At 67.1% G+C, this 23,164-nt stretch carries 22 protein-coding genes and 1 pseudogene; 7 read left to right on the top strand and 16 right to left on the bottom strand.

The features are described from left to right. Positions 1 to 49: 49 nt before the first annotated feature. A complete protein-coding gene (locus tag ASE75_RS03380; protein WP_055928668.1) occupies positions 50 to 1,540 on the top strand; it encodes a replicative DNA helicase in 1,491 nt (496 codons plus the stop codon). Positions 1,541 to 1,832: 292 nt separating this feature from the next. Continuing rightward, positions 1,833 to 2,027: pseudogene (locus ASE75_RS16135) on the top strand (DUF6980 family protein); the annotation flags it as partial. Positions 2,028 to 2,378: 351 nt separating this feature from the next. On the opposite strand, the gene ASE75_RS03375 reads toward ASE75_RS16135, so the two are convergent. The 7 genes from ASE75_RS03375 to ASE75_RS03345 all read right to left on the bottom strand — a co-directional run bounded on the left by ASE75_RS03375 (position 2,379) and on the right by ASE75_RS03345 (position 9,329). Next, positions 2,379 to 3,131 (bottom strand): phosphoadenylyl-sulfate reductase, encoded by a 753-nt coding sequence (locus ASE75_RS03375; protein ID WP_055928658.1) that lies wholly within the window; start codon positions 3,129 to 3,131, stop codon positions 2,379 to 2,381. After that, positions 3,124 to 3,570, bottom strand: a complete 447-nt coding sequence (locus ASE75_RS03370; RefSeq protein WP_055928654.1) for a DUF934 domain-containing protein — start codon at positions 3,568 to 3,570, stop codon at positions 3,124 to 3,126. Before ASE75_RS03370 ends, ASE75_RS03375 begins: the two co-directional genes overlap by 8 nt. Then, on the bottom strand, positions 3,563 to 5,194 hold the full coding sequence (locus ASE75_RS03365; RefSeq protein ID WP_055928651.1) for a nitrite/sulfite reductase: 1,632 nt from the start codon (positions 5,192 to 5,194) through the stop codon (positions 3,563 to 3,565). Before ASE75_RS03365 ends, ASE75_RS03370 begins: the two co-directional genes overlap by 8 nt. A 9-nt stretch (positions 5,195 to 5,203) precedes the next feature. Next, positions 5,204 to 5,500 (bottom strand): DUF2849 domain-containing protein, encoded by a 297-nt coding sequence (locus ASE75_RS03360; protein WP_055928648.1) that lies wholly within the window; start codon positions 5,498 to 5,500, stop codon positions 5,204 to 5,206. Beyond that, a complete protein-coding gene (cobA, locus tag ASE75_RS03355; RefSeq protein ID WP_055928645.1) occupies positions 5,497 to 6,285 on the bottom strand; it encodes a uroporphyrinogen-III C-methyltransferase in 789 nt (262 codons plus the stop codon). The genes ASE75_RS03360 and cobA overlap by 4 nt, the downstream gene beginning before the upstream one ends. A gap of 191 nt (positions 6,286 to 6,476) precedes the next feature. Then, positions 6,477 to 7,892, bottom strand: coding sequence for a succinylglutamate-semialdehyde dehydrogenase (astD, locus tag ASE75_RS03350; RefSeq protein ID WP_055928643.1), 1,416 nt, complete (start codon positions 7,890 to 7,892; stop codon positions 6,477 to 6,479). A 63-nt stretch (positions 7,893 to 7,955) separates the two neighbouring features. Then, the gene (locus ASE75_RS03345) at positions 7,956 to 9,329 is read right to left on the bottom strand and encodes a protein adenylyltransferase SelO family protein (RefSeq protein WP_055928641.1); all 1,374 of its coding nucleotides are present in this window, start codon (positions 9,327 to 9,329) and stop codon (positions 7,956 to 7,958) included. A gap of 37 nt (positions 9,330 to 9,366) precedes the next feature. Here ASE75_RS03345 and ASE75_RS03340 point away from each other — a divergent pair, with 37 nt between their 5' ends. Then, complete coding sequence (locus ASE75_RS03340; RefSeq protein WP_055928638.1) at positions 9,367 to 10,233, top strand: alpha/beta fold hydrolase; 867 nt, start codon at positions 9,367 to 9,369, stop codon at positions 10,231 to 10,233. Next, positions 10,230 to 11,348 (top strand): glycosidase, encoded by a 1,119-nt coding sequence (locus ASE75_RS03335; RefSeq protein WP_055928636.1) that lies wholly within the window; start codon positions 10,230 to 10,232, stop codon positions 11,346 to 11,348. Before ASE75_RS03340 ends, ASE75_RS03335 begins: the two co-directional genes overlap by 4 nt. Before the next feature lie 106 nt (positions 11,349 to 11,454). Here the strand turns inward: ASE75_RS03335 and ASE75_RS03330 are convergent, their stop codons facing one another. The 5 genes from ASE75_RS03330 to ASE75_RS03310 form a co-directional block, all read right to left on the bottom strand. Next, positions 11,455 to 11,823, bottom strand: a complete 369-nt coding sequence (locus ASE75_RS03330) for a hypothetical protein (RefSeq protein WP_156340087.1) — start codon at positions 11,821 to 11,823, stop codon at positions 11,455 to 11,457. A gap of 62 nt (positions 11,824 to 11,885) precedes the next feature. After that, entirely contained in the window at positions 11,886 to 14,114 is a 2,229-nt protein-coding gene (bglX, locus tag ASE75_RS03325) for a beta-glucosidase BglX (RefSeq protein ID WP_055928631.1), read from the bottom strand. A 303-nt stretch (positions 14,115 to 14,417) separates the two neighbouring features. After that, on the bottom strand, positions 14,418 to 14,969 hold the full coding sequence (gene rpsI, locus ASE75_RS03320) for a 30S ribosomal protein S9 (protein ID WP_082463765.1): 552 nt from the start codon (positions 14,967 to 14,969) through the stop codon (positions 14,418 to 14,420). Continuing rightward, the gene (rplM, locus tag ASE75_RS03315) at positions 14,969 to 15,448 is read right to left on the bottom strand and encodes a 50S ribosomal protein L13 (RefSeq protein ID WP_082463764.1); all 480 of its coding nucleotides are present in this window, start codon (positions 15,446 to 15,448) and stop codon (positions 14,969 to 14,971) included. Before rplM ends, rpsI begins: the two co-directional genes overlap by 1 nt. 137 nt (positions 15,449 to 15,585) lie before the next feature. Continuing rightward, positions 15,586 to 16,626, bottom strand: a complete 1,041-nt coding sequence (locus tag ASE75_RS03310; RefSeq protein WP_055928628.1) for a COX15/CtaA family protein — start codon at positions 16,624 to 16,626, stop codon at positions 15,586 to 15,588. 211 nt (positions 16,627 to 16,837) lie between these two features. Here ASE75_RS03310 and ASE75_RS03305 point away from each other — a divergent pair, with 211 nt between their 5' ends. Beyond that, the gene (locus ASE75_RS03305; protein ID WP_055929411.1) at positions 16,838 to 17,218 is read left to right on the top strand and encodes a MerC domain-containing protein; all 381 of its coding nucleotides are present in this window, start codon (positions 16,838 to 16,840) and stop codon (positions 17,216 to 17,218) included. Positions 17,219 to 17,295: 77 nt separating this feature from the next. Beyond that, complete coding sequence (locus tag ASE75_RS03300) at positions 17,296 to 17,760, top strand: Fur family transcriptional regulator (RefSeq protein ID WP_055928625.1); 465 nt, start codon at positions 17,296 to 17,298, stop codon at positions 17,758 to 17,760. Positions 17,761 to 17,779: 19 nt separating this feature from the next. Here the strand turns inward: ASE75_RS03300 and ASE75_RS03295 are convergent, their stop codons facing one another. Next, the gene (locus tag ASE75_RS03295) at positions 17,780 to 17,962 is read right to left on the bottom strand and encodes a hypothetical protein (RefSeq protein WP_156340085.1); all 183 of its coding nucleotides are present in this window, start codon (positions 17,960 to 17,962) and stop codon (positions 17,780 to 17,782) included. A gap of 28 nt (positions 17,963 to 17,990) precedes the next feature. Here ASE75_RS03295 and dxs point away from each other — a divergent pair, with 28 nt between their 5' ends. Next, positions 17,991 to 19,910: a 1-deoxy-D-xylulose-5-phosphate synthase gene (gene dxs, locus ASE75_RS03290; RefSeq protein WP_055928619.1), complete on the top strand. Its 1,920-nt coding sequence runs from the start codon at positions 17,991 to 17,993 to the stop codon at positions 19,908 to 19,910. Positions 19,911 to 20,144: 234 nt separating this feature from the next. Here the strand turns inward: dxs and ASE75_RS03285 are convergent, their stop codons facing one another. The 3 genes from ASE75_RS03285 to ASE75_RS03275 form a co-directional block, all read right to left on the bottom strand. Further along, on the bottom strand, positions 20,145 to 21,902 hold the full coding sequence (locus tag ASE75_RS03285; RefSeq protein ID WP_055928616.1) for a methyl-accepting chemotaxis protein: 1,758 nt from the start codon (positions 21,900 to 21,902) through the stop codon (positions 20,145 to 20,147). 108 nt (positions 21,903 to 22,010) lie between these two features. Next, entirely contained in the window at positions 22,011 to 22,355 is a 345-nt protein-coding gene (locus ASE75_RS03280; protein WP_082463762.1) for an energy transducer TonB, read from the bottom strand. A 145-nt stretch (positions 22,356 to 22,500) separates the two neighbouring features. Beyond that, positions 22,501 to 23,163 carry a GntR family transcriptional regulator gene (locus ASE75_RS03275; protein WP_055928610.1) on the bottom strand — a complete coding sequence of 221 codons (663 nt, stop codon included), beginning with the start codon at positions 23,161 to 23,163 and terminating at the stop codon, positions 22,501 to 22,503. Position 23,164: the final 1 nt, after the last annotated feature.

Genomic DNA, 23,164 nt, shown 5'->3' with positions numbered 1-23,164 from the left:
TGGTCGGTTGTCCCTTGAGCGAGGCCCGCGTGCGCGTAGAAGGCGGCGCATGGCCACACTCGCATTCCCCGCCCCCGCGTCCCCCGAACCGCAGCAGCTGCCCCGCAACGTCGAGGCGGAGGCCGCGATGCTCGGCGCGATGATGATCGACAACCGGCTGGCCGACGATCTGGTCGACCGGCTGGAACCCGCGCATTTCTTCGAACCCTGCCACGGCCGCATCTTCGCCGCGATCAAGACGTTGCGCGGCAACGACATGCTCGCGACCCCGGTCACGCTGCGCCCGATGTTCGAGGCGGACGAGGGGATGCGCGAGCTGGGCGGCCCGGCCTATCTCGCCGGGTTGACCGGCAGCGGTGCCGGCCTGATCGGCGCGCGTCAGTTCGCGCAACAGATCTATGACCTCGCCATGCTCCGCGCTTTGGTGTCGGTCGGCCGCACGCTGGTCGACCGCGCGCTTGACACGTCGGAGGAGGTCAACCCGCGCGCGCAGATCGAACTGGCCGAGGAGGAGCTGTTCAAGGTCGCGGCCGAGGGCGTGTCCGAAAACGCGGTCAAGACCTTCGCGCAGGCGACCACCGCGGCGGTCAAGATGGCCGAGCGCGCGCTGAACTCGGGCGGCAACCTGTCGGGTGTCACGACCGGCATCAACAGCATCAATGCCAAGATCGGCGGCATGCATCATTCCGATCTGATGATCCTCGCCGGCCGTCCCGGCATGGGCAAGACGTCGCTGGCCACCAATATCGCGTTCAACGCCGCGCGCCGCTGGATGCGTGACATGAACGACGGTATCGCACCGGCCGATTCGGTGGGAGCGAAGGTCGCGTTCTTCAGCCTCGAAATGTCCGCCGACCAGCTCGCGACGCGTATCCTTGCCGAACAGTCGGGGATTTCGTCTGAAAGCCTGCGCATGGGCAAGATCAGCCGTGCGGAGTTCGGGCAGCTTGCGGCGGCCGCCGCCGAGCTGGAAAACCTGCCGCTGTTCATCGACGATACCGGCGGCCTCAGCATCGGCGCGCTGCACACCCGCGTCCGCCGGTTGCAGCGGCGGCACAATAACCAGATCGGACTGGTCGTGGTCGACTATCTCCAGCTGCTGTCCGGATCGGGCAAGACCGGCGACGGCAACCGCGTGCAGGAAATCTCCGAAATCTCGCGCGGGCTGAAGACGCTGGCCAAGGATTTGAACGTGCCGGTGCTCGCCCTGTCGCAGCTGTCCCGCGCGGTCGAGCAGCGCGAGGACAAGACGCCGATGCTGTCGGATCTTCGCGAATCGGGATCTATCGAGCAGGACGCCGACATGGTCTGGTTCGTCTACCGCGAGGATTATTACGTCGCATCGAAGGAGCCGAAGCGCCCGATCGACGGCGACAGCGCCAAGATTTTCGAGGACCACGCATCGTGGGCGGCGGAAATGGAACGGGTCTACGGTTTGGCCGAGCTGATCGTCGCCAAACAGCGCCACGGCGCCACCGGCAAGGTCCGCATGAAGTTCGACCCGACGATCACGAAATTCTCGGACCTGGAGGAATACTAACCATTCCTCCCCGGCACGGGGAGGGGGACCATGTGCAGCATGGTGGAGGGGCCGGGCCGCGAAGGGCAGAGCCGGCGATGTTCCGATGCAGCAACCGCCGGTCGCTGGCTGATCGCCGCTCATGGCACGCGAGAGAATGTGGTGGTTAGCTGCCAATTCGTAACGCCGCTAAGGTGAGCGCATGAGCGACCATTCCGATCAGACGAATCGCACAACGTTGCAAGGGCGCAACTACATGGACCAGCACCCCCAGAATGGCTGGGGATCAATCCAGTAGGACGCGCGCTTCGACGAGTATTGGGTTCACGCCGGTGAAGCTCGACAAAGCCTCTTTTACTGTCCGTGGTGTGGCGAGAAGCTGCCGCCATCGCAAAGGGATCGTTGGTTTGATGAACTGGAAGCAGGTGGCATCGACCCGTTGAATGATGAAGTGCCCGAACGGTTTCGTACGGGCGCGTGGCGTGAGCAGCGAAGCTCGAAGGACTGAACATCTGCAAGTGGCGAACGCCGTCAAGAATGTTGGCCCTTACATTGGGCCAGAGCATCCATTGTCCAATTACCCGTCATTGCGAGCGTAGCGAAGCAATCCAGAGCCACCGGCAAGACGCTCTGGATTGCTTCGCTACGCTCGCAATGACGGGTGACTCTGATGCTATCGTCGAAAAACTGCTGTCCTATTCGGGCGCGATTTGCTTCACCCTGTCGGATGCCAGCCGATCCCGCCTCTACCCCCAGCCGCAATATCCCGTCGAAAGACCGGCCCCCCCTGTTGCGGGTGTAACCTTTGTAACCTTCCGCGACTCGGGGATGACGGCGAGCCGCCCCCTGTGCGCCACCCTCAAATAATCGGATCGAAGTTCGTCGGCGCGTGGATGCCGCATTCGACCTTGTCGAAATTGCGCCACCGTCCGGCCCGCGCATCCTCGCCGGGTTTCACCTTCGACGTGCACGGCGCACAGCCGATCGAAAGGTACCCCTGCGCCTCCAGCGGGTGGCGCGGCAGTTGGTGTTCGGCGAAATAGGCGTCGAGCTTCGCCTTGTTCCAGTCGGCGAGGGGGTTGATCTTCAGTCGGCCCTCGTCGATCTCGAAGCGGGGCAGGGCGGTGCGGGTGCCGGCCTGGAAGCCTTTCCGTCCCGAAATCCATGCATCGAAGGGGCTGAGCGCGCGCCGCAGCGGCTCGACCTTGCGCAGATCGCAGCAGCCGTCGGGGTCGTAGGACCAGCGCAGGCCGCTCGCGTCCTTTTCCGCCAGCAGGCGCGGATCGGGCCGGAACACGCGCAGGTCAGTCAGGCCCAGCCGCTCGGACAGTTCGTCGCGGTAGGCCAGCGTTTCGCCGAACATCTTCTGCGTGTTCGTGAAGATGACCGGCACGTCCTTGTCGACGCTGGCCACCATGTGCAGCAGCACCGCGCTTTCGGCCCCATAGGAGGAAACCGACGCGATTCGCCCCGCCAGTTCGCCGACCAGCAGCTCGGCCAGCATCGCGGGCGCGTCGACACCGGCGAAGCGCGCCTCCAGCGCGGCCGCATCGGCCAGCGTGAACGCCGGCGCCACGTCGATCGTGTCGAGGACGCGCGCGGCGCTACCCATGTCGCAGCTTCCAGATCGGCACCGCGCCGTCCGCCGCCGCCTGGTAATGCGTGTCGTACCGCGCCAGGCTACGGCGCAGCGTGTCGATGTCGATCTCGGCCTGCGGTGCGAAGCTGTCGAAGCCGCACCGGCGCATCAGCGGCAGCTGATCGACCAGCACGTCGCCGGCCGCGCGCAGTTCGCCATCATAGCCGCCCTCGCGCAGGATCCGCGCCGCCGAATAGCCGCGCCCGTCGCGATAGCCGGGAAACGCGACCTCGATCAGCGCGAGCTGGCCCAGATGCGGCAGCAGCGCGCGCGCGTCGTCGCCCGATTCCAGCCGGACGGCGTTGGCGTTGGTCTGGCCGTCGAGGAACGCGTCCAGCGTCACCGCCGGCTCGTCATGCGGCTCGTCGTCGCGGAAGCGCAGCAGCGTTTCGTGCACTGGGGGATTACCCATAGATCGCCTCCTTGAACGGCGCGAAGCCGACGCGACGATAGGTGTCGAGGAAGCGTTCGCCCTCGTCACGCACCGCGAGATATTTGTCGGTGACGCGCTCGATCGCGTCGACCACGCCGTCCTCGTCGAACCCGGGACCGGTGATCTTGCCGAGGCTGACATCCTCCGCGCCCGACCCGCCGAGCGACAGCTGGAAGTTCTCGGTGCCCTTCTTGTCGACGCCAAGGATACCGATGTGCCCGGCATGATGATGGCCGCAGGCGTTGATGCAGCCCGAGATCTTCAGCTTCAGCTCGCCAAGGTCACGCTGCCGCGCCGGATCGGCGAAGCGGGTCGCGATCTTCTGCGCCAGCGGGATCGAGCGCGCATTGGCAAGGCTGCAATAATCCAGGCCCGGGCAGGCGATGATATCGCTGATGAGGTCGAGATTGGCCTCGGCCAGACCCGCCCCGGCCAGCGCCTGCCAGACCGCATACAGGTCGCTTTTGCGCACATGCGGCAGGACGATGTTCTGCGCATGGGTGACGCGCAGTTCGTCAAAGCTGTAGCGTTCGGCCAGATCGGCCATCAGGTCGATCTGATCGGCGGTGGCGTCGCCGGGGATGCCGCCGGTCGGTTTCAGGCTGACGGTGACGATTGCATAGCCCGCCCGCTTGTGGGTGCGGACATTCTGGTCGACCCAGACCGCGAAGTCGGGATCGCTGCGGTCGACCGTATCGCTCGCGTCCGCGTCGAACGCCGGCTCGCCGAAGAAGGCGGTGATGCGCGCGAGTTCGGCCGCCGGCGGGTCGATGCCTAGCGACTTGATCTGCGCGAACTCCGCCTCGACCTGATCGCGGTAGGCGTCCGGGCCGATCTCGTGCAGCAGGATCTTGATCCGCGCCTTGTAGATATTGTCTCGCCGACCGTAGCGATTGTAGACGCGCAGGCACGCCTCCAGATAGCTCATCAGGTCGTCGGCGGTGATGAAGTCCTTGATCTCGTGGCTGATCATCGGCGTACGGCCCATGCCGCCACCGACGAAGATCTTCGCCCCAAGCACGCCGTCACGGACCAGCAACTGGATACCGATGTCGTGCAGCCGCATCGCCGCCCGGTCCTCGTCCGCCGCGATCACCGCGATCTTGAACTTGCGCGGCAGATAGGTGAACTCGGGGTGGAAGGTGCTCCACTGGCGGATCAGCTCGGCCCATGGGCGCGGATCGGCGACCTCGTCGGCGGCGGCCCCGGCGAACTGGTCCGAACTGATGTTGCGGATGCAGTTGCCCGACGTCTGGATGGCATGCATCTCGGTCGTCGCCAGCTCGGCGAGAATGTCGGGCGTGTCCTCCAGCTTGATCCAGTTGAACTGGATGTTCTGGCGCGTGGTGAAGTGGCCGTAGCCGCGATCATACTTGCGCGCGATGTGGCCCAGCATCCGCATCTGCCGCCCGTCCAGCGTGCCATAGGGCACCGCCACGCGCAGCATGTACGCGTGGAGCTGCAGATACAGGCCGTTCATCAGCCGCAGCGGCTTGAACTGGTCCTCGGTGATCTGGCCGGCGAGGCGACGCTTCACCTGGTCGCGAAATTCGTCGACGCGGGCATCGACCATCGCCTGGTCATAGGTGTCGTATTTGTACATGGCGGTATCCTATATCACCCAGCTGCCGGCGGCGGGGTCGGCGGGCTTCAACGTCAGGTCGGGGCGGACGGTCGGACCCAGTGCGCGGATCCGGTCCTTGATATGCGCGGGGCGCGGGCCGTCGGGCGTCTGCGTCGCGTCGATGACATAGGGCACGTTGACGCGCAGCGCGCCTTCCTCGGCGCGCGCGATGCCCTCGCCCCGGTCGCCGACATCGGCCGCGTCCTCGATATGGCGCGACCAGCCCGATCCGGTCCACCACACCACGTCGCCCAACGCCAGGTCGTTTCCGGTCAACAGCTTCATGCGACACTCTCCGCGATACGCGCCCAGCGGGCCAGTTTGTCCGTGGCGTCGGACAGTTCGACGACCTCGCCAACGACGATGATGCCGGGGCTTTTCACCGTCTCGCGCGCGACCATCGGCCCCAGATCGGCCAGCAACGTCTTCATCGCGCGGCTGCCCGACAAGGTACCGCGCTCCAGCACCGCGACCGGCATGTCGGGCGCGACGCCATCGGCCATCAGCTTGTCGGCAATATCGGTCGCGGTCGCCAGCCCCATGTAGATTACCAGCGTCCGGCCCTGTCCGGCGAGACCCGACCAGTCCTGATCGGCCAGCCCCTTGCATTGGCCCGCGACGAAGCTGACCGCGCTGGAATGATCGCGGTGGGTCAGCGGCAGCATCGCCTCCGCCGCACAGCCGAGCGCCGCCGACACGCCGGGAATGACCTCGACGGGCAGGCCGGCGGCGCGCACCGCCTCGACCTCCTCGCCGCCGCGGCCGAAGATGAACGGGTCGCCACCCTTCAGCCGGACGACGACCTGCCCCAGCCGGACATGCGCGACGATGAGGGCGTTGATCCCCTCCTGCGGCAGCGTGTGCCGCGCGCGCTGCTTAGCGACGGAGATGCGCTGTGCGGAGGCGGGCGCGATGTCGAGGACGCGCGGGTCGATCAACCCGTCATGGACGACGACGTCAGCGGCTTTCAGCGCCTCCACCGCGCGCACGGTGAGCAGGCCCGGATCGCCCGGCCCCGCGCCGACAAGGATGACGCGCCCGCGCGCCGCTGGATCGAGAAGACTGGCCATGTCGCCTTATGTGGGACCGGGGCGGCGGGATGGCAAAGGAGGGATGCTTGGGGCGGGGGTAGCGGAGGTTTGGAGGCTGCGGCTTAGCCTGTTCCCCCGCGCAAGGCGGGGGGCCGTGACCAGAATACCGCCGGCCGTTGTCCCGTGTGGTTCTGGACCCCCCGCCTGCGCGGGGGAACAGAGGGTGCTGACTATCCGTCCCGCAAGCCGATCCCGATCGAGGCCCGCGCGCTTTCCGCCTCGTTCGACACCACCGGATACGCGCAGTAATCCGCCGCGTAGAAGGCGCTCGGCCGGTGGTTGCCCGACCAGCCGATGCCGCCAAACGGCGCGGCCGACGAGGCCCCGTTGGTCGGCCGGTTCCAGTTGACGATGCCGGCGCGCGCGTTGGACCAGAACCGGTCGTACAGCGCCGGCGTTTGGCTGATGAGCGCGGCGGACAGGCCGTAGCGCGTGTCGTTGGCCTCGGCGATCGCCTCGTCGAAGTCGCTGGCCTTGATGACCTGCAGGATCGGGCCGAACAGTTCGACGTCGGGGCGGTCGGCCATACCGGTGACGTCGATCATCGCCGGCATCAGGAACGGGCGCCCTTCGATCGGGCGTTCCAGGTGGCGGATCGGGCGCCCGCCCTTCATCAGCAGCGCGAGAAAGCTCTCGGTCAGCTGGTCGGCAACGTCGTTGTCGATCACCGGTCCCATGAACGGCGCGGGGTCGGCATGCGGCTCGCCGACGATGATCCGGCCGATCATCCGGTCCAGCGTCTCGATCAGCGGGTCGTAGAGCCGGTCCTGCACGATCAGCCGGCGCGCGGCGGTGCAACGCTGACCCGCGGTGGTGAAGGCGGACTGGACGACCAGCACGGCGGCGGTGTGCAGGTCGGGCGTGTCCCACACGATGATCGGATTGTTGCCGCCCATTTCCAGCGCCAGGATCTTTTCCGGCTTGTCGGCAAAAGCACGGTTGAGCGCGAGGCCGGTCGTCGCGCTGCCGGTGAACAACAGGCCGTCGATGCCCGGGTCGGCGGCCAGCGCCTTGCCCTGCGCCGGCCCGCCGATCAGCAGGCGGATGCATTCGGGCGGCACGCCGGCGGCGCGGTAGCAGTCGACCAGGAACGCGCCGACCGCCGGCGTCTTTTCCGACGGCTTGAACACCACAGCGTTACCGGCCAGCAGCGCGGGGACAATGTGGCCGTTGGGCAAATGCGCGGGGAAGTTGTACGGCCCCAGCACCGCCAGCACGCCATGCGGCTTGTGGCGCAGGGCCATGCGGCTGCCCATCGGCGCGTCAAGGCGACGTTGCGCGGTGCGTTCGGCATAGGCGGTGACCGAGATGTCGACCTTGGCGATGACCGTGTCGACCTCGGTCCGCGCCTCCCACAACGGCTTGCCGGTTTCGCGCGCGATCAGGTCGACAAAGGCGTCGGCGCGCTGGCGCACGACGTTGGCGAACCGCCGCATCGTCTCGATCCGGAAGGCCAGCGGCCGCGCGGCCCAGCCGGCCCAGCCGGACCGGGCGATCGCCACTTCCTCGGCCGCATCGCCGATCAGGTTGCGCCACAGGATCGCGCCGGTGGCAGGTTCGTAGGAGATCAGCTCGATGTCAGCCATGTCCGCGCTCTTGCCCGAGTTTCGGGCGCTTTGCCACTGGCCTTGATGCCGGCCTGGCCGTGGTCAGCGCAGGGCCGCGCCCATCGCCCGGATCGCGTCGATCTTGGCCGCGAACGGCGACCAGTCGTCCCGCTCGTCGATCGCCGCCCAGATCGCCTCCACCGTGTCGATCGACATCGCGCACGGCTCGCCCCGCCAATGCGGATGCGTGCGGTCCGATCGGGGATCATAGGCGGTCAACAGGGTGCGGACATTGTCCCATTCCGGGCCGTACCGGTGTGGCAAACCGCCGCCGAACGCATCGTGGAAGAAACGGTCGATGCCGGTGCCGGTCGTCCGCAGCGCCTTTTCGGTCGCCTGCACCAGCGCGCGGTCGCTGTCCGCGTCGCGCGGGCGGACGCCCAGCCGCCACAGGATCGCCGCCGACACCGCCGCCTGATACCGGTCGGCAAAGGTATCGAGCGCGGCGATCAGCGGCGCGCTGTCGGCCAGCAGGCGCAGCGACACGGCCAGCTGCATCGCGTCCCAGTGGATCGCCTCGGGCTGGCGGCCGAACGCATAGAGTCCCTGATGATCGAAATAGGCGGCGGTGAAATCAGGATCCCAGGTCTGCGCGAACCGCCACGGGCCATAATCGAAGCTCTCGCCGGTCACGTTGATGTTGTCCGAATTGAGCACGCCGTGGACGAAGCCCGCGGCCATGTAGCTGGCCGCCAGCGTCGCGGTGCGCCCGACCACGCGGTCCAGCAGCCGCGCGGCGTCCGCGGCCTGTTCGCCGCCTGGCTCCTCACCGTACAGCTCGCGCAGGGTGTAGGCGACCAGCGCGGCCATGCCGTCCGCATCCCGCAGATAGGCGAGCCGCTGGAAACTGCCGATGCGGATATGCCCGTGGCTCATCCGCACCAGCACTGCCGATCGGGTGGGGGAGGGTTCGTCGCCGCGCACCAGCGCCTCGCCCGTCTCGATCAGCGACAGGCTGCGCGAGGTGGGCACGCCCAGCGCCTCCAGCATCTCGCTGGCCAGCACTTCCCGGACCCCGCCCTTCAGCGTCAGGCGACCGTCGCCCGCGCGGCTCCACGGCGTGGTGCCCGATCCCTTGGTGCCAAGGTCGAGCAACCGGCCCGCCCCGTCCCGCATCTGCGCGAAGGTGAATCCGCGCCCGTCGCCCAGATCGGGGTTGTAGTGGCGGAACTGATGCCCGTGATAGCGCAGCGCCAGCGGCCCGGGCAGCGTGTCGGGCAGGGGCACGAACCGCCCGAATGCGCGGGTCCATTCACCGTCGTCCAGCGTCTCCAGCCCGACCTGCGACGCCGCCCGGTCGTTGCGGAACCGCAGGCGCGTTTCGGGAAAATCGGCGGCGGCAACGGGATCGTAGAAACGGTCCCCCAGCGTCAGCAGGGCGGCGGCGGGACGATAGGCTTGCGGGTTTGTCGGCATCGCATGATATGGAGGCCGCCAACCGCAGGACGCAACCATGCCGCTTTATGAAAACCGTTATTGGTGGTCCAACGACGGGCTGCGCCTCCATTATCGCGACTATGCCGGGGGGGCGGACGGCCGCCCGCCGATCCTCTGCCTGCCCGGCCTGACCCGCAACGCGCGCGACTTCGACGGCATCGCCAGCCGGCTGGCCGGCGACTGGCGCGTGATCGCGGTCGATTTTCGCGGACGCGGCGACAGCGCCTTTTCTAAGGATCCGATGACCTATGCGCCGCTGACCTATGTCCAGGACGTGGAGGCGCTGCTGACCGAGTTGAAGGTCGATCGGTTCATCGCGTTCGGCACCTCGCTTGGCGGGATCGTCACGATGCTGCTGGCGGGCACCGCGCGCGAAAAGCTGGTGGGCGCGCTGCTGAACGACATCGGGCCGGAGATCGACCCGTCAGGCCTCAGCCGCATCCGCAGCTATGTCGGCAAGGGCAGCGCCTGCCCGACCTGGATGCATGCCGCGCGGGCGGTGGCGGAGGCTAATGGCGATGCCTATCCCGGTTATGCCATTGAGGACTGGCTGGCGATGGCCAAGCGGCTGTACCGGCTGAACAGCGCCGGGCGGATTGTGCTGGATTACGACATGAAGATCGCCGAGCCGTTTCGCGTGCCGGGCAACGAGGCCGGGCCGGACATGTGGCGCGCGCTGGCATCGCTGCGCGACGTACCGACGCTGATCGTGCGTGGCGAGCGGTCCGACGTGTTGCAGGCGCGGACCGCCGACCGGATGGTCGCCGAGCTGAACGACGTCGAACTGGCGACGGTGCCCGGTGTCGGTCACACGCCGATGCTGACCGAGGCGGTGCTGGAGGATCCGGTCGACCGGCTGCTTTCCCGGGCGCTGGCCGCATGACCCCGGCGTTCGATCAACTGGTGTTCGGTCCCGCCGATGTCGACCTGTCGCGCTCGCCGCTGGCCGGGCGGATCGACGCCGACACCTATGTGCTGGGCGCGTTCAATCCGGGAATGACCCGGCTGGCGAACGGCAATCTGCTGATGATGGTGCGCGTCGCCGAGGCGCTGACGAGGCCGATCCATGACGGCCATGTCCACGCGATCCGCTGGGATGCCGGCCGATATGTGGTCGACGCCTGGCCGCTCGATCTGGTCGACACCACCGATGCGCGCCAGTTCACGGTGCGCGGCGGCGGGTGGAAGGTGATGGCGCTGACATCGCTGTCCTGGCTGTTGCCGGTCGAACTGAACGCCGATGGCACCGCCGTCGTCGCCGTCCATTACGACCGCGCGATCGCCCCGCGTACGGCCTATCAATGCTACGGAATCGAGGATGCGCGGATCTCGCGCGTCGGCGACCGCTATCTGATGACCACCTGTTCGGTCAGCCCGGAGCGTCATTCGACCACGCTCTACACGTCCGGCGACGCGCTCGACTGGACGCTGGAGGGGATCGTGCTGGACCACCAGAACAAGGACATGCTGATCTTCGAGGGGCTGATCGGCGGGCACTACTGGGCGCAGACCCGGCCGCTCGGCGACCTGTACTTCGCCTATCCGCCGGGCAGCGCTTGGCGCGCGGGGCCGTCGATCAACCTGGCTCGTTCCCCCGACGCGCTGTACTGGAAACCGCACGACGCCCCCGGCATCCGCCCGCACGCCGCCACCGTCGCCACCGCGCGGATGGGCGGTGGTGCGCCGCCGGTGCTGACCGACGACGGCTGGCTGACGCTGTGGCACGGGGTCGAGCCGTCGGGCGTGGTCGGGGTCTATCGCACCTATTGGAGCATCCTCGACCGCGACGATCCTTCGGTCGTGGTGCGGGCCGGGGCGGCCGCGTTGCTGGAACCGGCCCCGGCGCTGACCGAACCGATGAAGGACCGGATGTATCTCGACAATGTGGTCTTCACGACCGGTATCGCCGATGGCGGCGATGTGTATGTCGTCGCGAGTGGCGAGGCGGATCTCGCCTGCCGGGTGACGCAGGTGCCGAAGGCGGCGTTCGGGCTGTAAAGCGCGCGACGACACCCGGTGTTTTCGTCCTGTCCTGTTTCCCCGCGAAGGCGGGGGAACAGCAAGGCCGTGATTCCGCCAGACGGCAATTGTTGCACTCTCGCCCTCAATCCGCGTCGGGATCGGTCAGCTTGGTCAGCAGCCGACCGGCGAACGTGACCGGATCGCGCCCGCCGCCATAGCCATAGCCCAGCGACTCCGCTTTCCGGCACCGCCGCTGGCCCGCGAAGATGCCGCAGTCGCCGGACGGGCGCAGCGCCGCGGTGCCGCTGCCCCGGTCGACCGACGCCGCATTGGCCAGCGGCTCGCGCTCGGCGGGCAGCGGCAGGCGGAAGCGGTCGGGCCGCGCGCCACACACGACGATCGTGTCACCCTCCACAGGGGCACAGGCGGGGTCCAGCACGGAGAAGCGCAACGGCACGGACGGCCCCTGCGCGGGGACAGACGCCGCCTGCAATGCCAGAAGGATCAGCACACCCGTCTCCCGCCCGATGCCCCCTTGTCATGCGTGTCTGTGGCGACAAGAGGGCAGGCGCGTCAGACGAGCGTGAATTGCCGCTTTTCGCCGTTGACCGAACTGGTCGCCACCCACAGGTCGAACACGCCCGGCTCGACCACCCAGCCATTGTCGGCCCAGAAGCGCAGGTCGTCGCGCTTCAGCGTGAACGCCACGCGCTGCGACGCGCCGGGGGCAAGGCTGACGCGGGCAAAGCCCTTCAACTCGCGCACCGGTCGGGTGTGGCTGGCGACCCGGTCGTGGATGTACAGCTGGACCACCTCGTCCCCGCGCACCGCGCCGGTGTTGGTGACGATCGCGGTAACGGTGATGGTGTCGGTCATCTGCGTCGGGACGATCACCCCCGACAGCGCGAAGCTGGCGTAGCTGAGGCCGTGGCCGAACGGATACAGCGCCTCGTTCTTCGTCTCGCGGTAGCGTGACTTGTATTCCTGGGCACCCGTGTCGGGGGCCGGCCGGCCGGTATTCTTGTGGTTGTAGAAATAGGGCTGCTGCCCGCTTTCGCGCGGAAAGCTGGCGGACAGCTTGGCCGAGGGGTTTACGTCGCCGAACAGGACGTCGGCGATCGCGTTGCCGCTTTCCGACCCCAGGAACCACGTCGCCAGGATCGCCGGCGCATCCCGGATCGCGCCGTGCAGCGCCAGCGCGCGACCATGGCGCAGCAGCACGACGACCGGCTTGCCAGTGGCGGCGACCGCCTCGGCCAGCGCCATCTGTGCGGCGGGCACGACGATATCGGTGCGGCTCTGCGCCTCGCCCGACATCAACTGTGTCTCGCCAACCGCCAGCAGTACCACATCAGCGTTGCGGGCAGCCGCGACCGCCGCCTCGATCCCGCCGGGGATCGCCGCCTCGACCTCCGACCCCTTGACCACGTCGACCGTCAGTTTGCGCGCCGCCAGTCCCTGCGCGATCGAGACGTTCAGTTTCTCGTCCGACATGAACGCCCAGGTGCCGACGACGTTCGCGCGGTCTTCGCCGAACGGGCCGATCAGCGCGATCCGGCCGGGGTTCTTTTTCAGCGGCAGGATGTTCCCGTCATTCTTCAGCAGCACGATCGACCGCGCGCCCGCCTCGCGGCTCAGCTTCAGCATCGCCGGAGTCGAGACGCTGGTCCGCTCCGCCTTCTGGCTGACCGAGCGATAGGGGTTGTCGAACAGGCCGATCGCGTCCTTCAGCTGGAGTACGCGGCGGACGCCCTCGTCCAGCCGCGCCATCGGCACTTCGCCCTTCTCGACCAGATCGGGCAGCCACAGATTAAACAGGTTCGATTGCATGGCCATGTCCATGCCGGCGAGGAACGCCTTCTTGGCGGCGTCGCGGCCATCGGCGGCATAGCCGTGCGCGATCAGTTCCTCGTCCGCCGTATAGTCGCCGACGACCATGCCGCGGAATTTCCATTCGCCACGCAGCAGGTCGGTCATCAGCCACTTGTTGCCGCTGGCCGGTACGCCGTCGATGTCGTTGAACGCGCTCATCAGCGTCGCGACGCCCGCGTCCACACACGCCTTGAACGGTGCCAGGTGGACTTCGTGCAGCGTCGAGGGCGAGATTTCGGTGAAGTTGTAGTCCTGCCCGCCGGACACCGCGCCATAGGCGGCGAAATGCTTGGCGCAGGCGGCCACGCGGGTCGGATCGCGCAGAGAGTCGCCCTGGAACCCCTTCACGCGCGCGACGCCCAGCGCGGTGCCCAGATAGGGATCCTCGCCCGATCCCTCGGCAACCCGGCCCCAACGCTGGTCGCGCGCGACGTCGACCATCGGCGCGAAGGTCCAGTGAATGCCGAGCGCGGTCGATTCAAGCGCGGCGGCGCGGGCGGTCCGCATGGCAAGGTCGGGATCGAACGCGCAGGCCTCCGCGATCGGCAGCGGATAGGCGGTGCGCAGGCCGTGGATGACGTCGCCGGCAAAGATCAGCGGGATCTTCAACCGGGTCTGCATCGCCGCGTCCTGCGCCGCCTTGGCACCCGCATAGCCGACGCCGTTGAACAACATGCCGATCGCGCCGGTCCTGATCCGCGCGATCTGTTCGTTCGCGCCGCCGCTGGCGAGGCCGGGGTTGAACGGTACGCCGATCGGGCGGATCTGGTCGGAAAAACAGGACAATTGCCCCGCCTTTTCGGCCGGGGTCATTTTCGCGATAAGGCTTTCGATCCGGTCGTTCTGCGCCAGGACCGGGCCGCCCAGCGACAGGCCGGCGATGGTTGCCCCGGCCTTGAGCAACTGGCGGCGATCGGGGGTAAAGGTCATGCGGTCCTGCTCCGGATATTATCGTTTGGAACCGGTTACACGGACGCAGGGGCAGGGGGCAAGGGCGGGCGGATATGTAACGGGTGTTTCATGGCGTTGGGGGTAGCGTCGAGAGGGAAAAAGGGCGTCATGTCGAGCGCAAGCGAAGCAATCCGGGGTCGCCCGTCAGGCTCCGGGTTGCCTCGCTTTCGCTCCCAATGACGGGCGGACGTAACGTCATCCCCAAACGCAAAAAAGGCAGCCCGACCGAAGTCGGACCGCCCTTTTTCGCAAAGCCGGACCCCGAAGGGATCCGATACGCTTTTAGCGCTTCGAGAACTGGAAGCTGCGACGGGCCTTCGCCTTGCCGTACTTCTTGCGCTCGACCACGCGGCTGTCGCGGGTCAGGAAGCCTGCTGCCTTCACCGGTGCGCGCAGCACCGGCTCGTAGCGGGTGATCGCCTGGCTGATGCCGTGCTTGACCGCGCCGGCCTGGCCCGAAAGGCCACCGCCCTTGACGGTGCACATGACGTCATACTGGCCCTCGCGCTCGGTAATGCCGAACACCTGGTTGATGACGAGACGCAGCGTCGGACGGGCGAAATACACTTCCTGATCGCGACCGTTGATGACGATCTTGCCGGTGCCGGGCTTCAGCCAGACGCGGGCGACGGCGTCCTTGCGACGGCCGGTCGCATAGGCGCGGCCGAGCGAATCGATTTCCTGCTCGCGCAGGGGCATCGTCGGGGCGGTCGGTGCGACGGGCGCCTCGACCATGATGTCACCCTCGGTGCTGCCCTGGGCAGGCGCGGGTGCGGGGGCCGGCTGGTTGGTCAGCGCCGCGAGATCGGCGAGCGACTGGCGGTTGTCGGTCATTATGCGCCCACCTTGTTCTTGCGATTCATGCTGCCGATGTCGAGAACCTCTGGGTTCTGCGCCTCGTGCGGATGCTCGGTGCCCTTGAAGATGCGCAGGTTGCGCATCTGCTCACGACCCAGCGGACCACGGGGGATCATGCGCTCGACGGCCTTTTCCAGAACGCGCTCCGGGAAGCGGCCTTCCAGAACCTTGGCGGCGGTGATGCCCTTGATGCCGCCGGCGTAACCGGTGTGCTTGTAATAGATCTTCTTCGCGGCCTTGTTGCCCGTGAAACGGACCTTGTCGGCGTTGATGATGATGACGTTGTCACCGCAATCGACGTGCGGCGTGAAGCTCGGCTTGTGCTTGCCGCGCAGGATGTTGGCGATGATCGACGCCATGCGGCCGACGACCAGACCGTCTGCGTCGACGATATGCCATTTCTTCTCCACCTCGTGCGGCTTGGCCGACTTGGTGGTCTTCATGAGCGCCTTCATGGGCGATGGACCTCTTGGAAACGAGAGACGCCGCCCCGGCAGGAGCGGCGTGAACTGAATCTCCAATGGCTAAACGGGTCGCCAAAGTCAAGCAAAGTGCGGGTTTCCCGACGGGTAAAATAATACCCGGGTTCTTGTCACGCGCTCCTGCGACCCAGCGCATGCGCCGCGAACACCGTGGCTATCAGCAGGAGCGCGGCGTTGGCCTGATGCGCGACCGCGACGACGATCTCGACGCCTGACAACAGCGTGGCGATCCCCAATGCGATCTGCACGACGACCAGCAGGACCACCGCGGTGCCCGCCCGGCGTCCGCCGACCCGCGCGGCGCGCAACGCCAGCCAGAACAGGCCGGCGGCGGTCGCGAAGGCCAGCCAGCGGTGGATGAACTGCACGACGATCGGGTTGTCGACCGCATTGGCCCACACCGGTGCCACCATCGGCACGCCTTGCGGGAACAGCGCATCGCCCATCAGCGGCCAGCTGGAAAAGGCATAGCCCGCGTCGAGTCCGGCCGTGAACGCGCCGTACAGCAACTGCGCGTACAGCAGCAGCAGCGCCACGACCGCCACCGGCACCAGCCGCGCCGCCGGGGCGAGCCGGTTGCGCTCCACCACCATCAGGTCCAGCGCGGTCCACACGATGCCGGCCAGAATCGTCAGCGCGGTCAGCAGGTGGACGGCCAGCCGAACATGGCTGACATCGGTGCGCACCGACAGGCCCGACGCGACCATCCACCAGCCGATCGCGCCCTGGAACCCGCCCAGCGCCAGCAGCGCAACCAGCCGCCAGCCATAACCGGCCGGGATCCGCTTGCGGACCGCGAACCACAGCAGCGGCAGGGCGAAGGCCATGCCGATCACCCGGCCAAGCACCCGGTGGACATATTCCCAGAAGAAGATGCCCTTGAACCCGGCCAGCGTCATGCCGGCGTTGATCTGGCTGTATTCCGGGATGCGCTTGTAATTGTCGAACTCGGCCTGCCACTGTCCTTCCGTAATCGGCGGAACGATGCCGCTGATCGGCTTCCATTCGGTGATCGACAGGCCCGATTCGGTCAGCCGCGTGATGCCGCCGACGATGACCATCGCGACGATCAGCGCGGCGACCGCGAACAGCCAATAGGCGACCGCGCGCGGGCGGGCGGTCGAGGAAAAAGCGGCGCTGGGCTGAAGCATCGGCCAGCATTACTCCTGTGCGGCGCGCAGGCCAAGCGCCGTGGCCGCATGGGACATTTTGACCATGGCGGCGGGCGGGCGGGGCGGCGGGCGGTGCGGCCTGCCTGTCCGGATTTCCCCACGTCCTCGGTAAAATCACCGAAAAAATCGGAGATATCGCGCCTCATGAGATATTGTAACGTCTCCGGGTCGGGTCTACATGGCCGGGACGATGATAACGACCACGCGCCCATCGCTGCTCGCCAGCCTCGATCGTTTCGCGATCGCGTTGTCGGGTGTGTGCGTGGTGCATTGCATCGCGACGTCGGTGCTGGTGGCGCTGATGTCGACGGTTGGCGGCATGTTGCTGAACCCGCTGATCCATGAAATCGGACTGATCCTGGCGATCGTGCTCGGCGCGGTGGCGCTGGGGCGCGGGGTGGTCGATCATGGCTATGTGATGCCGCTGGCGATCGGGTCGCTGGGCCTGGGAATCATGATGGGGGCGATGACGCTGCCGCATGATACCGGTGCCGGCGAGACGATCTGGACCGTGGTCGGGGTCGGCCTGCTCGCGTTCGGCCATGATCTGAACCGGCGCGCGACTCACTGAAGTCGCCGGGCGGTCGCCGGGCGTCGGGACCTGCGCGCCTTGTGGTTGTTGCCCCCGCCCCCTAGATCACGTCCACCATGCCGCATGACCATCACGAACCACAAGGCGACGACCTGACCCTCGCCGCCCGCATCACGCTGGAAAAGGCGGGGGAGCAGTGGACGGCGATGCGTGAAAGCGTGTTCACCGCGCTGGCTGGGTTCGCCAAGCCGGCATCGGCCTATGACATCGCCGAATCGGTATCGACCGCGCAGGGGCGACGGGTGGCGGCGAACAGCGTGTACCGGATCCTCGATCTGTTCGTCGGGGCCAATCTGGCGCGGCGGGTGGAAAGCGCCAATGCCTATGTCGTCAACGCCCATCCCGACTGCCACCATGACTGCATCTTCCTGGTATGCGATTCGTGTGGTGAGATCGTCCATCTCGACGATGACCGGCTGACCGGCGCGATTCGGGGAGCGGCCGTCTCTGCCGGGTTCGCGCCCGAGCGCCCGGTGATCGAAGTGCGCGGCCGCTGTGCGAAATGCGCGACGCCGCACTGAACGCCGAAACGGGCTGGCATCAGACCAGCCGCCGGGCCATCAGCACCGCGATCGCGGGCAGGTAGGCTTCGGTGGCAAGGCGGTCGGTGAGGGGAACGCCGCGGGCGGGCGGGGTGGATTGGGCGGGCTGGATGCAGTCACGGTGCAGGATCCGGGAATTGATCGCGCAGGGCAGCCCCTGTGTGACAGTTGCAATCGACACCATCGGTATCGTGGGTTAAGCATCGACGATGACTGATCTACCCGCAACGCCGTTGCTCGACACGGTCGCGACGCCCGCCGACCTTCGCCTGCTGAAGCCGGACCAGCTTCGACAACTCGCGGACGAACTGCGGGCGGAAACGATTTCGGCGGTCGGGACGACGGGCGGCCATCTGGGGTCGGGCCTTGGCGTCGTCGAGCTGACGACCGCGATCCATTACGTGTTCGACACGCCGACCGACAAGCTGGTCTGGGACGTCGGCCACCAATGCTATCCGCACAAGATCCTGACCGGGCGGCGCGACCGCATCCGCACGCTGCGCCAGGGCGGCGGCCTCTCGGGCTTCACCAAGCGCAGCGAGAGCGAATACGACCCGTTCGGCGCGGCGCATTCGTCAACGTCGATCTCGGCCGCGCTGGGGTTTGCGATCGCCAACAAGCTGGCGGGTACGCCGGGCAAGGGGATTGCGGTCATCGGCGACGGCGCGATGTCGGCGGGCATGGCGTATGAGGCGATGAACAACGCCGAACAGGCGGGCAACCGGCTGGTCGTGATCCTGAACGACAACGACATGTCGATCGCGCCGCCGGTCGGCGGGCTGTCGGCCTATCTCAGCCGCATCGTGTCGAGCCGTGAGTTCCTGGGCATCCGCGAATTGGCGCGCAAGGTCGCGCGCAAGCTGCCGCGCCCGCTGCATTCGGCGGCGCGGAAAACCGACGAATTCGCGCGCGGGATGACGATGGGCGGCACCCTGTTCGAGGAGCTGGGCTTCTACTATGTCGGGCCGATCGACGGGCATAATCTCGACCATCTGATCCCGGTGCTGGAAAACGTCCGCGATGCGGAAGAAGGCCCGATCCTGGTCCATGTCGTCACCAAGAAGGGCAAGGGCTATGCCCCGGCCGAGGCGGCGGCGGACAAATATCACGGCGTCCAGAAGTTCGACGTGATCTCCGGCGTACAGACCAAGGCACCCCCGGGGCCGCCGCAATACCAGAACGTCTTCGGCGCGCAGCTGGTGGCGGAAGCCGCCGACGACGACCGCATTTGCGCGATCACCGCGGCGATGCCGTCGGGGACCGGGTTGGACGCGTTCGCGGCGGCCTATCCCGACCGCTTCTTCGACGTCGGCATCGCCGAGCAGCATGGCGTGACCTTCGCGGCCGGCCTCGCGGCGCAGGGGATGCGGCCGTTCTGCGCGATCTATTCGACCTTCCTCCAGCGCGCCTATGACCAGGTCGTGCACGATGTCGCGATCCAGAACCTGCCGGTCCGTTTCGCGATCGACCGCGCCGGGCTGGTCGGTGCCGACGGCGCGACCCATGCCGGCGCGTTCGACATCACCTATCTGGCGACGCTGCCCAATTTCGTGGTGATGGCGGCGGCGGACGAGGCCGAACTGGTCCACATGACCCACACCTGCGCGCAGCATGACAGCGGGCCGATCGCGGTACGCTATCCGCGTGGCAACGGCACCGGCGTCGCGCTACCGACCACGCCCGAACTGCTGGAGATCGGCAAGGGGCGGATGGTTCGCGAGGGCAAGACCGTCGTCATCCTGTCGCTCGGCACCCGGCTGGAGGAGGCGCTGAAGGCGGCCGACCAGCTGGAGGCGCGCGGCCTGTCGACCAGCGTGGCCGATCTGCGCTTTGCCAAGCCGCTCGACGAGGGGTTGATCCGCCGCCTGCTGACTACGCATGAGGTCGCGATCACGATCGAGGAGGGCGCGGTCGGCGGCTTTGGCGCACATGTGCTGACGCTGGCCAGCGACGAGGGGCTGACCGATGCCGGTCTGAAGATCCGTACGCTGCGCCTGCCCGACCTGTTTCAGGATCAGGACAAGCCCGACCTGCAATATGCCGAGGCAAGGCTCGATGCCGAGGCGATCGTCGATACCGTGCTGAAGGCGCTGCGCCACAATTCGGGCGTGGCCGAGGCGCGGGCCTGACACGGTCGATGATCGGGGCGGTGTCCGATCCGGGGTAAGGGGTCTTCTGGCGCGCGATCCTTCGCGGCTTCCCCGCGAAGGCAGGGATCCGGGGCCGCAGCGTACAACGGCGCGTATTGCGAATAACCCTGGACCCCCGCCTGCGCGGGGGAACGGGTAGGATGTTTGCGAAACGCTTTGGGCCGCCCGAGGGTAGGTGTTGTCGGGCCGCGATACCGCTCGCAGCAGTTCCTTTCAGGCCGCCCGCAACCGGCGCTGCATCGTGTGGACCGGGTTGCTGTCGTGGTTGCCGATCGTGAAATGCCCGACCTGTGCGGCCAGATCGCTGGCCTGATGGAGCAGCTCGTCGGCGGAGGCGGTCGCCTGCTGGACCATGGCCGCGTTCTGCTGGGTCACGCCGTCCATTTCGCCGATCGCGACGTTGACGTGTTGCAGCGCGGTCGACTGCTGGTCCGCCGACGCGGCGATGTGGGTGACCGCGCCGCTGATCGCGCCGATCTGGACGATGATCCGCTCCAGCGCCTTGCCGGTGTCGCCGACCAGCTGAACCCCCGACTGCACGTTGCGCGAAGAGGCGAGGATGCGCAGCTTGACGTCCTTGGCCGCATCGGCCGAGCGTTGCGCCAGCGCGCGCACTTCCGAGGCGACGACCGCAAAACCGCGGCCCGCATCGCCCGCGCGTGCGGCCTCGACCCCGGCGTTCAGCGCCAGCAGGTTGGTCTGGAAGGCGATGCCGTCGATGACGGTGATGATCTCCGAGATTTCGTTGCTGCCATGTTCGATGTCATGCATCGCCTGCACCGCGCGACGGACCACGTCGCCGCTCTGCTCGGCCTCGACCTGGGCCTGGCCGACGATGGTCGTCACCTCGCCCGCGCTGCTCGCGGTCTGGCGGACGGTGGTGGTGATCTGCTCCATCGCGGCGGCGGTTTCCTCCAGCGTCGCTGCCTGCTGCTCGGTGCGCAGCGACAGGTCGTTGGAGGCCTGGCGAATGTCCTCGGCCCCCAGATGGATGCCGTTGGAGCTTTGCGCGACCTGCTGCATCGTGCCCTGCAACTGGGCGATCGCGTTGTTGAAATCGTCCTTCAGCTTGGCGAACGGACCGGTCAGGTCGGCGGTGATGCGGGCATCCAGATTGCCGGCCGCCAGATGGTCGAGTCCCGTGCCGATGCTGGTGATGAGCATGTCGGCCTGAACCTGCTTGGCCTGTTCGGCGGCGGCGAGCTGATCGCGGAACGCACGCAGGGCGCCGGCCAGGTCGGCCACTTCGTCGCGGCTGTTGACGACGGGCAGGACAACGGCGTTGTTGCCGCGACCCAGCTCGGTCATCGCGCCCGTCATCTGGCCGAGCGGCGTGGCGATCGAGCGGAGCAGCACGATCAGCAGGCCGGCGACACCGGCAAAGGCGACGACCAGCGCGGCGACGGTCAGCATCCAGCCGAAGGAATAGGTCTGCGTCCCGGCCGCCGCCAGCAGTTTCACGTCGTCGAACCGCGCATCGAGCATCTGTTGCGCGCGCGTGTTCAGGTCGGTGAACATCGGCTCCTCGGTCTGGAACGCGTCGGTCGCCTCGATGTCGAGATTGCGGCGCGACAGGTCGAGCAGGCCGTTGCTGGCTTGCAGATACGCCTTCATCCGGGTGCGAAAGGCCGACATTGCCGTGCGCGCCTCCGCATTGGGCGCGTGCGTTTCAAGATAGGCGGTAGCCGTGTCGATCTTGCCGCGAAGTGCGGTGATGCTGGCGTCGGCGGCCGAAATCTCGTCGGGCAGGGCGGCCAGGATATGTGCGGATTCCAGCGCGCGGTAATTGCTGAGGCCACTGGTGACGGTCGACAGCGCCTGCAACCGCGGCACTTCGGTCTGCCCGACCCGGACGGCGGATCCGTTCAACGTCGCTTGACTGTAGATCGACAACAGGCCGATCGCGAGCATGATGACCAGCATCGTCGCAAAGGACGCGGCCAGTTTTCCACGAATACGCAGGTTTTTCACGATATACTCGCCGCTGGAAGAGCGCCGGCCAATCCGGCAACACGGTCGGATCATGGTCGCCAAGGGCCGTCGCGCCGGATCATCGGTCCGGCGCGACGGGGCCGATGGTTAGCTGAGCTTCCAGGTCAGCGGCACGGTCAGGCTGGACGCCGCGCCGGGTGCCGGGAAGGTGCCGACCTTGCTGGGGATGGTGACGGCTTCGCGGTCGAGAACGCGCGAACCCGACGGCTTGACCAGTTCGACCGACTGCAGCTTGCCGTCCGGGCCGATCATCAGCTTGACGATGGCGGTGCCCTGGTCGCCCTTGGTCTGTGCGGCGTCGGGATAGGTCTGCTTGGCGGCGAGCAGCTTCTTGACCTTGCCGGCCCATGCCGGATCCTCGGCCGTCGCGGCGGTCGCCGACATCAGGCCTACAACGGTCGTCAGTGCCAGTACGGTGGAACGAATACCCATGTTTTTTCCCCTTTTGAGCGCGTCACGCAGCGCTTGGGGTCTTGATGCGCATCCAGGTCTTAAAAACCGGCAAATATTTGCCGCTCGACCGGCAGGATCGGTCCGCTAGGGAGGAGAAAGCGACGCAAAAAGTGCTGCTGGCCCGTTATTGCCCGGCCGCGGGGGTCAGCTCCAGCCGCAGATCGTCGAGCGTCGCCTGGATATGCTGGGTCAGCAATTGCGTCAGTTGCACCGAGTCGCCGGCCAGCCACGCCGTCAGCAACGCGGCATGTTCGCGGTGCGCACGGCTTTCCCGCCCGGCGGGCTTCAGATGCGCCAAAACATAGCGTTCCGCGAGGATCTGTAGCCGCTCGACCATCTGCGTCGTCAGCACCCGACCGCCGGGGCGCACGAGCGCCATATGAAAATCCCGGTTCTTGATCGTCAGTTCGAACAGCCGGTCCGTCGTCGAAAACGCGCGATCCAGATCGTCGAACGCCTGCTGCGCCGCATTCCGGTCCTCCGCGCTCGCTACGCCGCAGGCATGGCCGGCGGCCTCCGGTTCGATCTTCAGCCGCATCGAGAAGATTTCCTCGACTTCCGCTGTCGACATCGGCCGGACGAAATAGCCGCGATTGGCCTGACTGGTCAGCAGGCCCTCCTGCTCCAGACGGGCCAGGGCCTCGCGCAGCGGAATCTTGCTGACCCCGAGCGCACTGGCGAGCGCGTCCTGGCGGATCGGCTGCATCGTCGGCAGCGCGCCCGTCACGATCTGTTCGCGCACGATTTCAAACACCCGGTCGGAAAGTGTCCGCACTACGAGGTTCATG

Origin of the sequence: Sphingomonas sp. Leaf17, from assembly GCF_001421505.1 — a bacterium.
Taxonomy (GTDB): Bacteria; Pseudomonadota; Alphaproteobacteria; order Sphingomonadales; family Sphingomonadaceae; genus Sphingomonas.
The sequence above is the reverse complement of the archived record's forward strand: the minus strand, read 5'-3'. Positions and strand labels throughout refer to the sequence as shown.

Excerpts from the sequence above, each read along its gene's own strand:
- dxs (WP_055928619.1), top strand. The coding sequence starts at position 17,991 with ATGACTGATCTACCCGCAACGCCGTTGCTCGACACGGTCGCGACGCCC.
- bglX (WP_055928631.1), bottom strand. The coding sequence starts at position 14,114 with ATGACCTTTACCCCCGATCGCCGCCAGTTGCTCAAGGCCGGGGCAACC.
- ASE75_RS03300 (WP_055928625.1), top strand. The coding sequence starts at position 17,296 with ATGCCGCATGACCATCACGAACCACAAGGCGACGACCTGACCCTCGCC.
- ASE75_RS03310 (WP_055928628.1), bottom strand. The coding sequence starts at position 16,626 with ATGCTTCAGCCCAGCGCCGCTTTTTCCTCGACCGCCCGCCCGCGCGCG.
- astD (WP_055928643.1), bottom strand. The coding sequence starts at position 7,892 with ATGGCTGACATCGAGCTGATCTCCTACGAACCTGCCACCGGCGCGATC.
- ASE75_RS03375 (WP_055928658.1), bottom strand. The coding sequence starts at position 3,131 with ATGGGTAGCGCCGCGCGCGTCCTCGACACGATCGACGTGGCGCCGGCG.
- ASE75_RS03360 (WP_055928648.1), bottom strand. The coding sequence starts at position 5,500 with ATGAAGCTGTTGACCGGAAACGACCTGGCGTTGGGCGACGTGGTGTGG.
- ASE75_RS03365 (WP_055928651.1), bottom strand. The coding sequence starts at position 5,194 with ATGTACAAATACGACACCTATGACCAGGCGATGGTCGATGCCCGCGTC.
- ASE75_RS03345 (WP_055928641.1), bottom strand. The coding sequence starts at position 9,329 with ATGCCGACAAACCCGCAAGCCTATCGTCCCGCCGCCGCCCTGCTGACG.
- ASE75_RS03280 (WP_082463762.1), bottom strand. The coding sequence starts at position 22,355 with ATGGGTATTCGTTCCACCGTACTGGCACTGACGACCGTTGTAGGCCTG.
- ASE75_RS03340 (WP_055928638.1), top strand. The coding sequence starts at position 9,367 with ATGCCGCTTTATGAAAACCGTTATTGGTGGTCCAACGACGGGCTGCGC.
- ASE75_RS03335 (WP_055928636.1), top strand. The coding sequence starts at position 10,230 with ATGACCCCGGCGTTCGATCAACTGGTGTTCGGTCCCGCCGATGTCGAC.
- rplM (WP_082463764.1), bottom strand. The coding sequence starts at position 15,448 with ATGAAGGCGCTCATGAAGACCACCAAGTCGGCCAAGCCGCACGAGGTG.
- ASE75_RS03380 (WP_055928668.1), top strand. The coding sequence starts at position 50 with ATGGCCACACTCGCATTCCCCGCCCCCGCGTCCCCCGAACCGCAGCAG.
- ASE75_RS03305 (WP_055929411.1), top strand. The coding sequence starts at position 16,838 with ATGATAACGACCACGCGCCCATCGCTGCTCGCCAGCCTCGATCGTTTC.
- cobA (WP_055928645.1), bottom strand. The coding sequence starts at position 6,285 with ATGGCCAGTCTTCTCGATCCAGCGGCGCGCGGGCGCGTCATCCTTGTC.
- ASE75_RS03370 (WP_055928654.1), bottom strand. The coding sequence starts at position 3,570 with ATGGGTAATCCCCCAGTGCACGAAACGCTGCTGCGCTTCCGCGACGAC.
- ASE75_RS03275 (WP_055928610.1), bottom strand. The coding sequence starts at position 23,163 with ATGAACCTCGTAGTGCGGACACTTTCCGACCGGGTGTTTGAAATCGTG.
- rpsI (WP_082463765.1), bottom strand. The coding sequence starts at position 14,969 with ATGACCGACAACCGCCAGTCGCTCGCCGATCTCGCGGCGCTGACCAAC.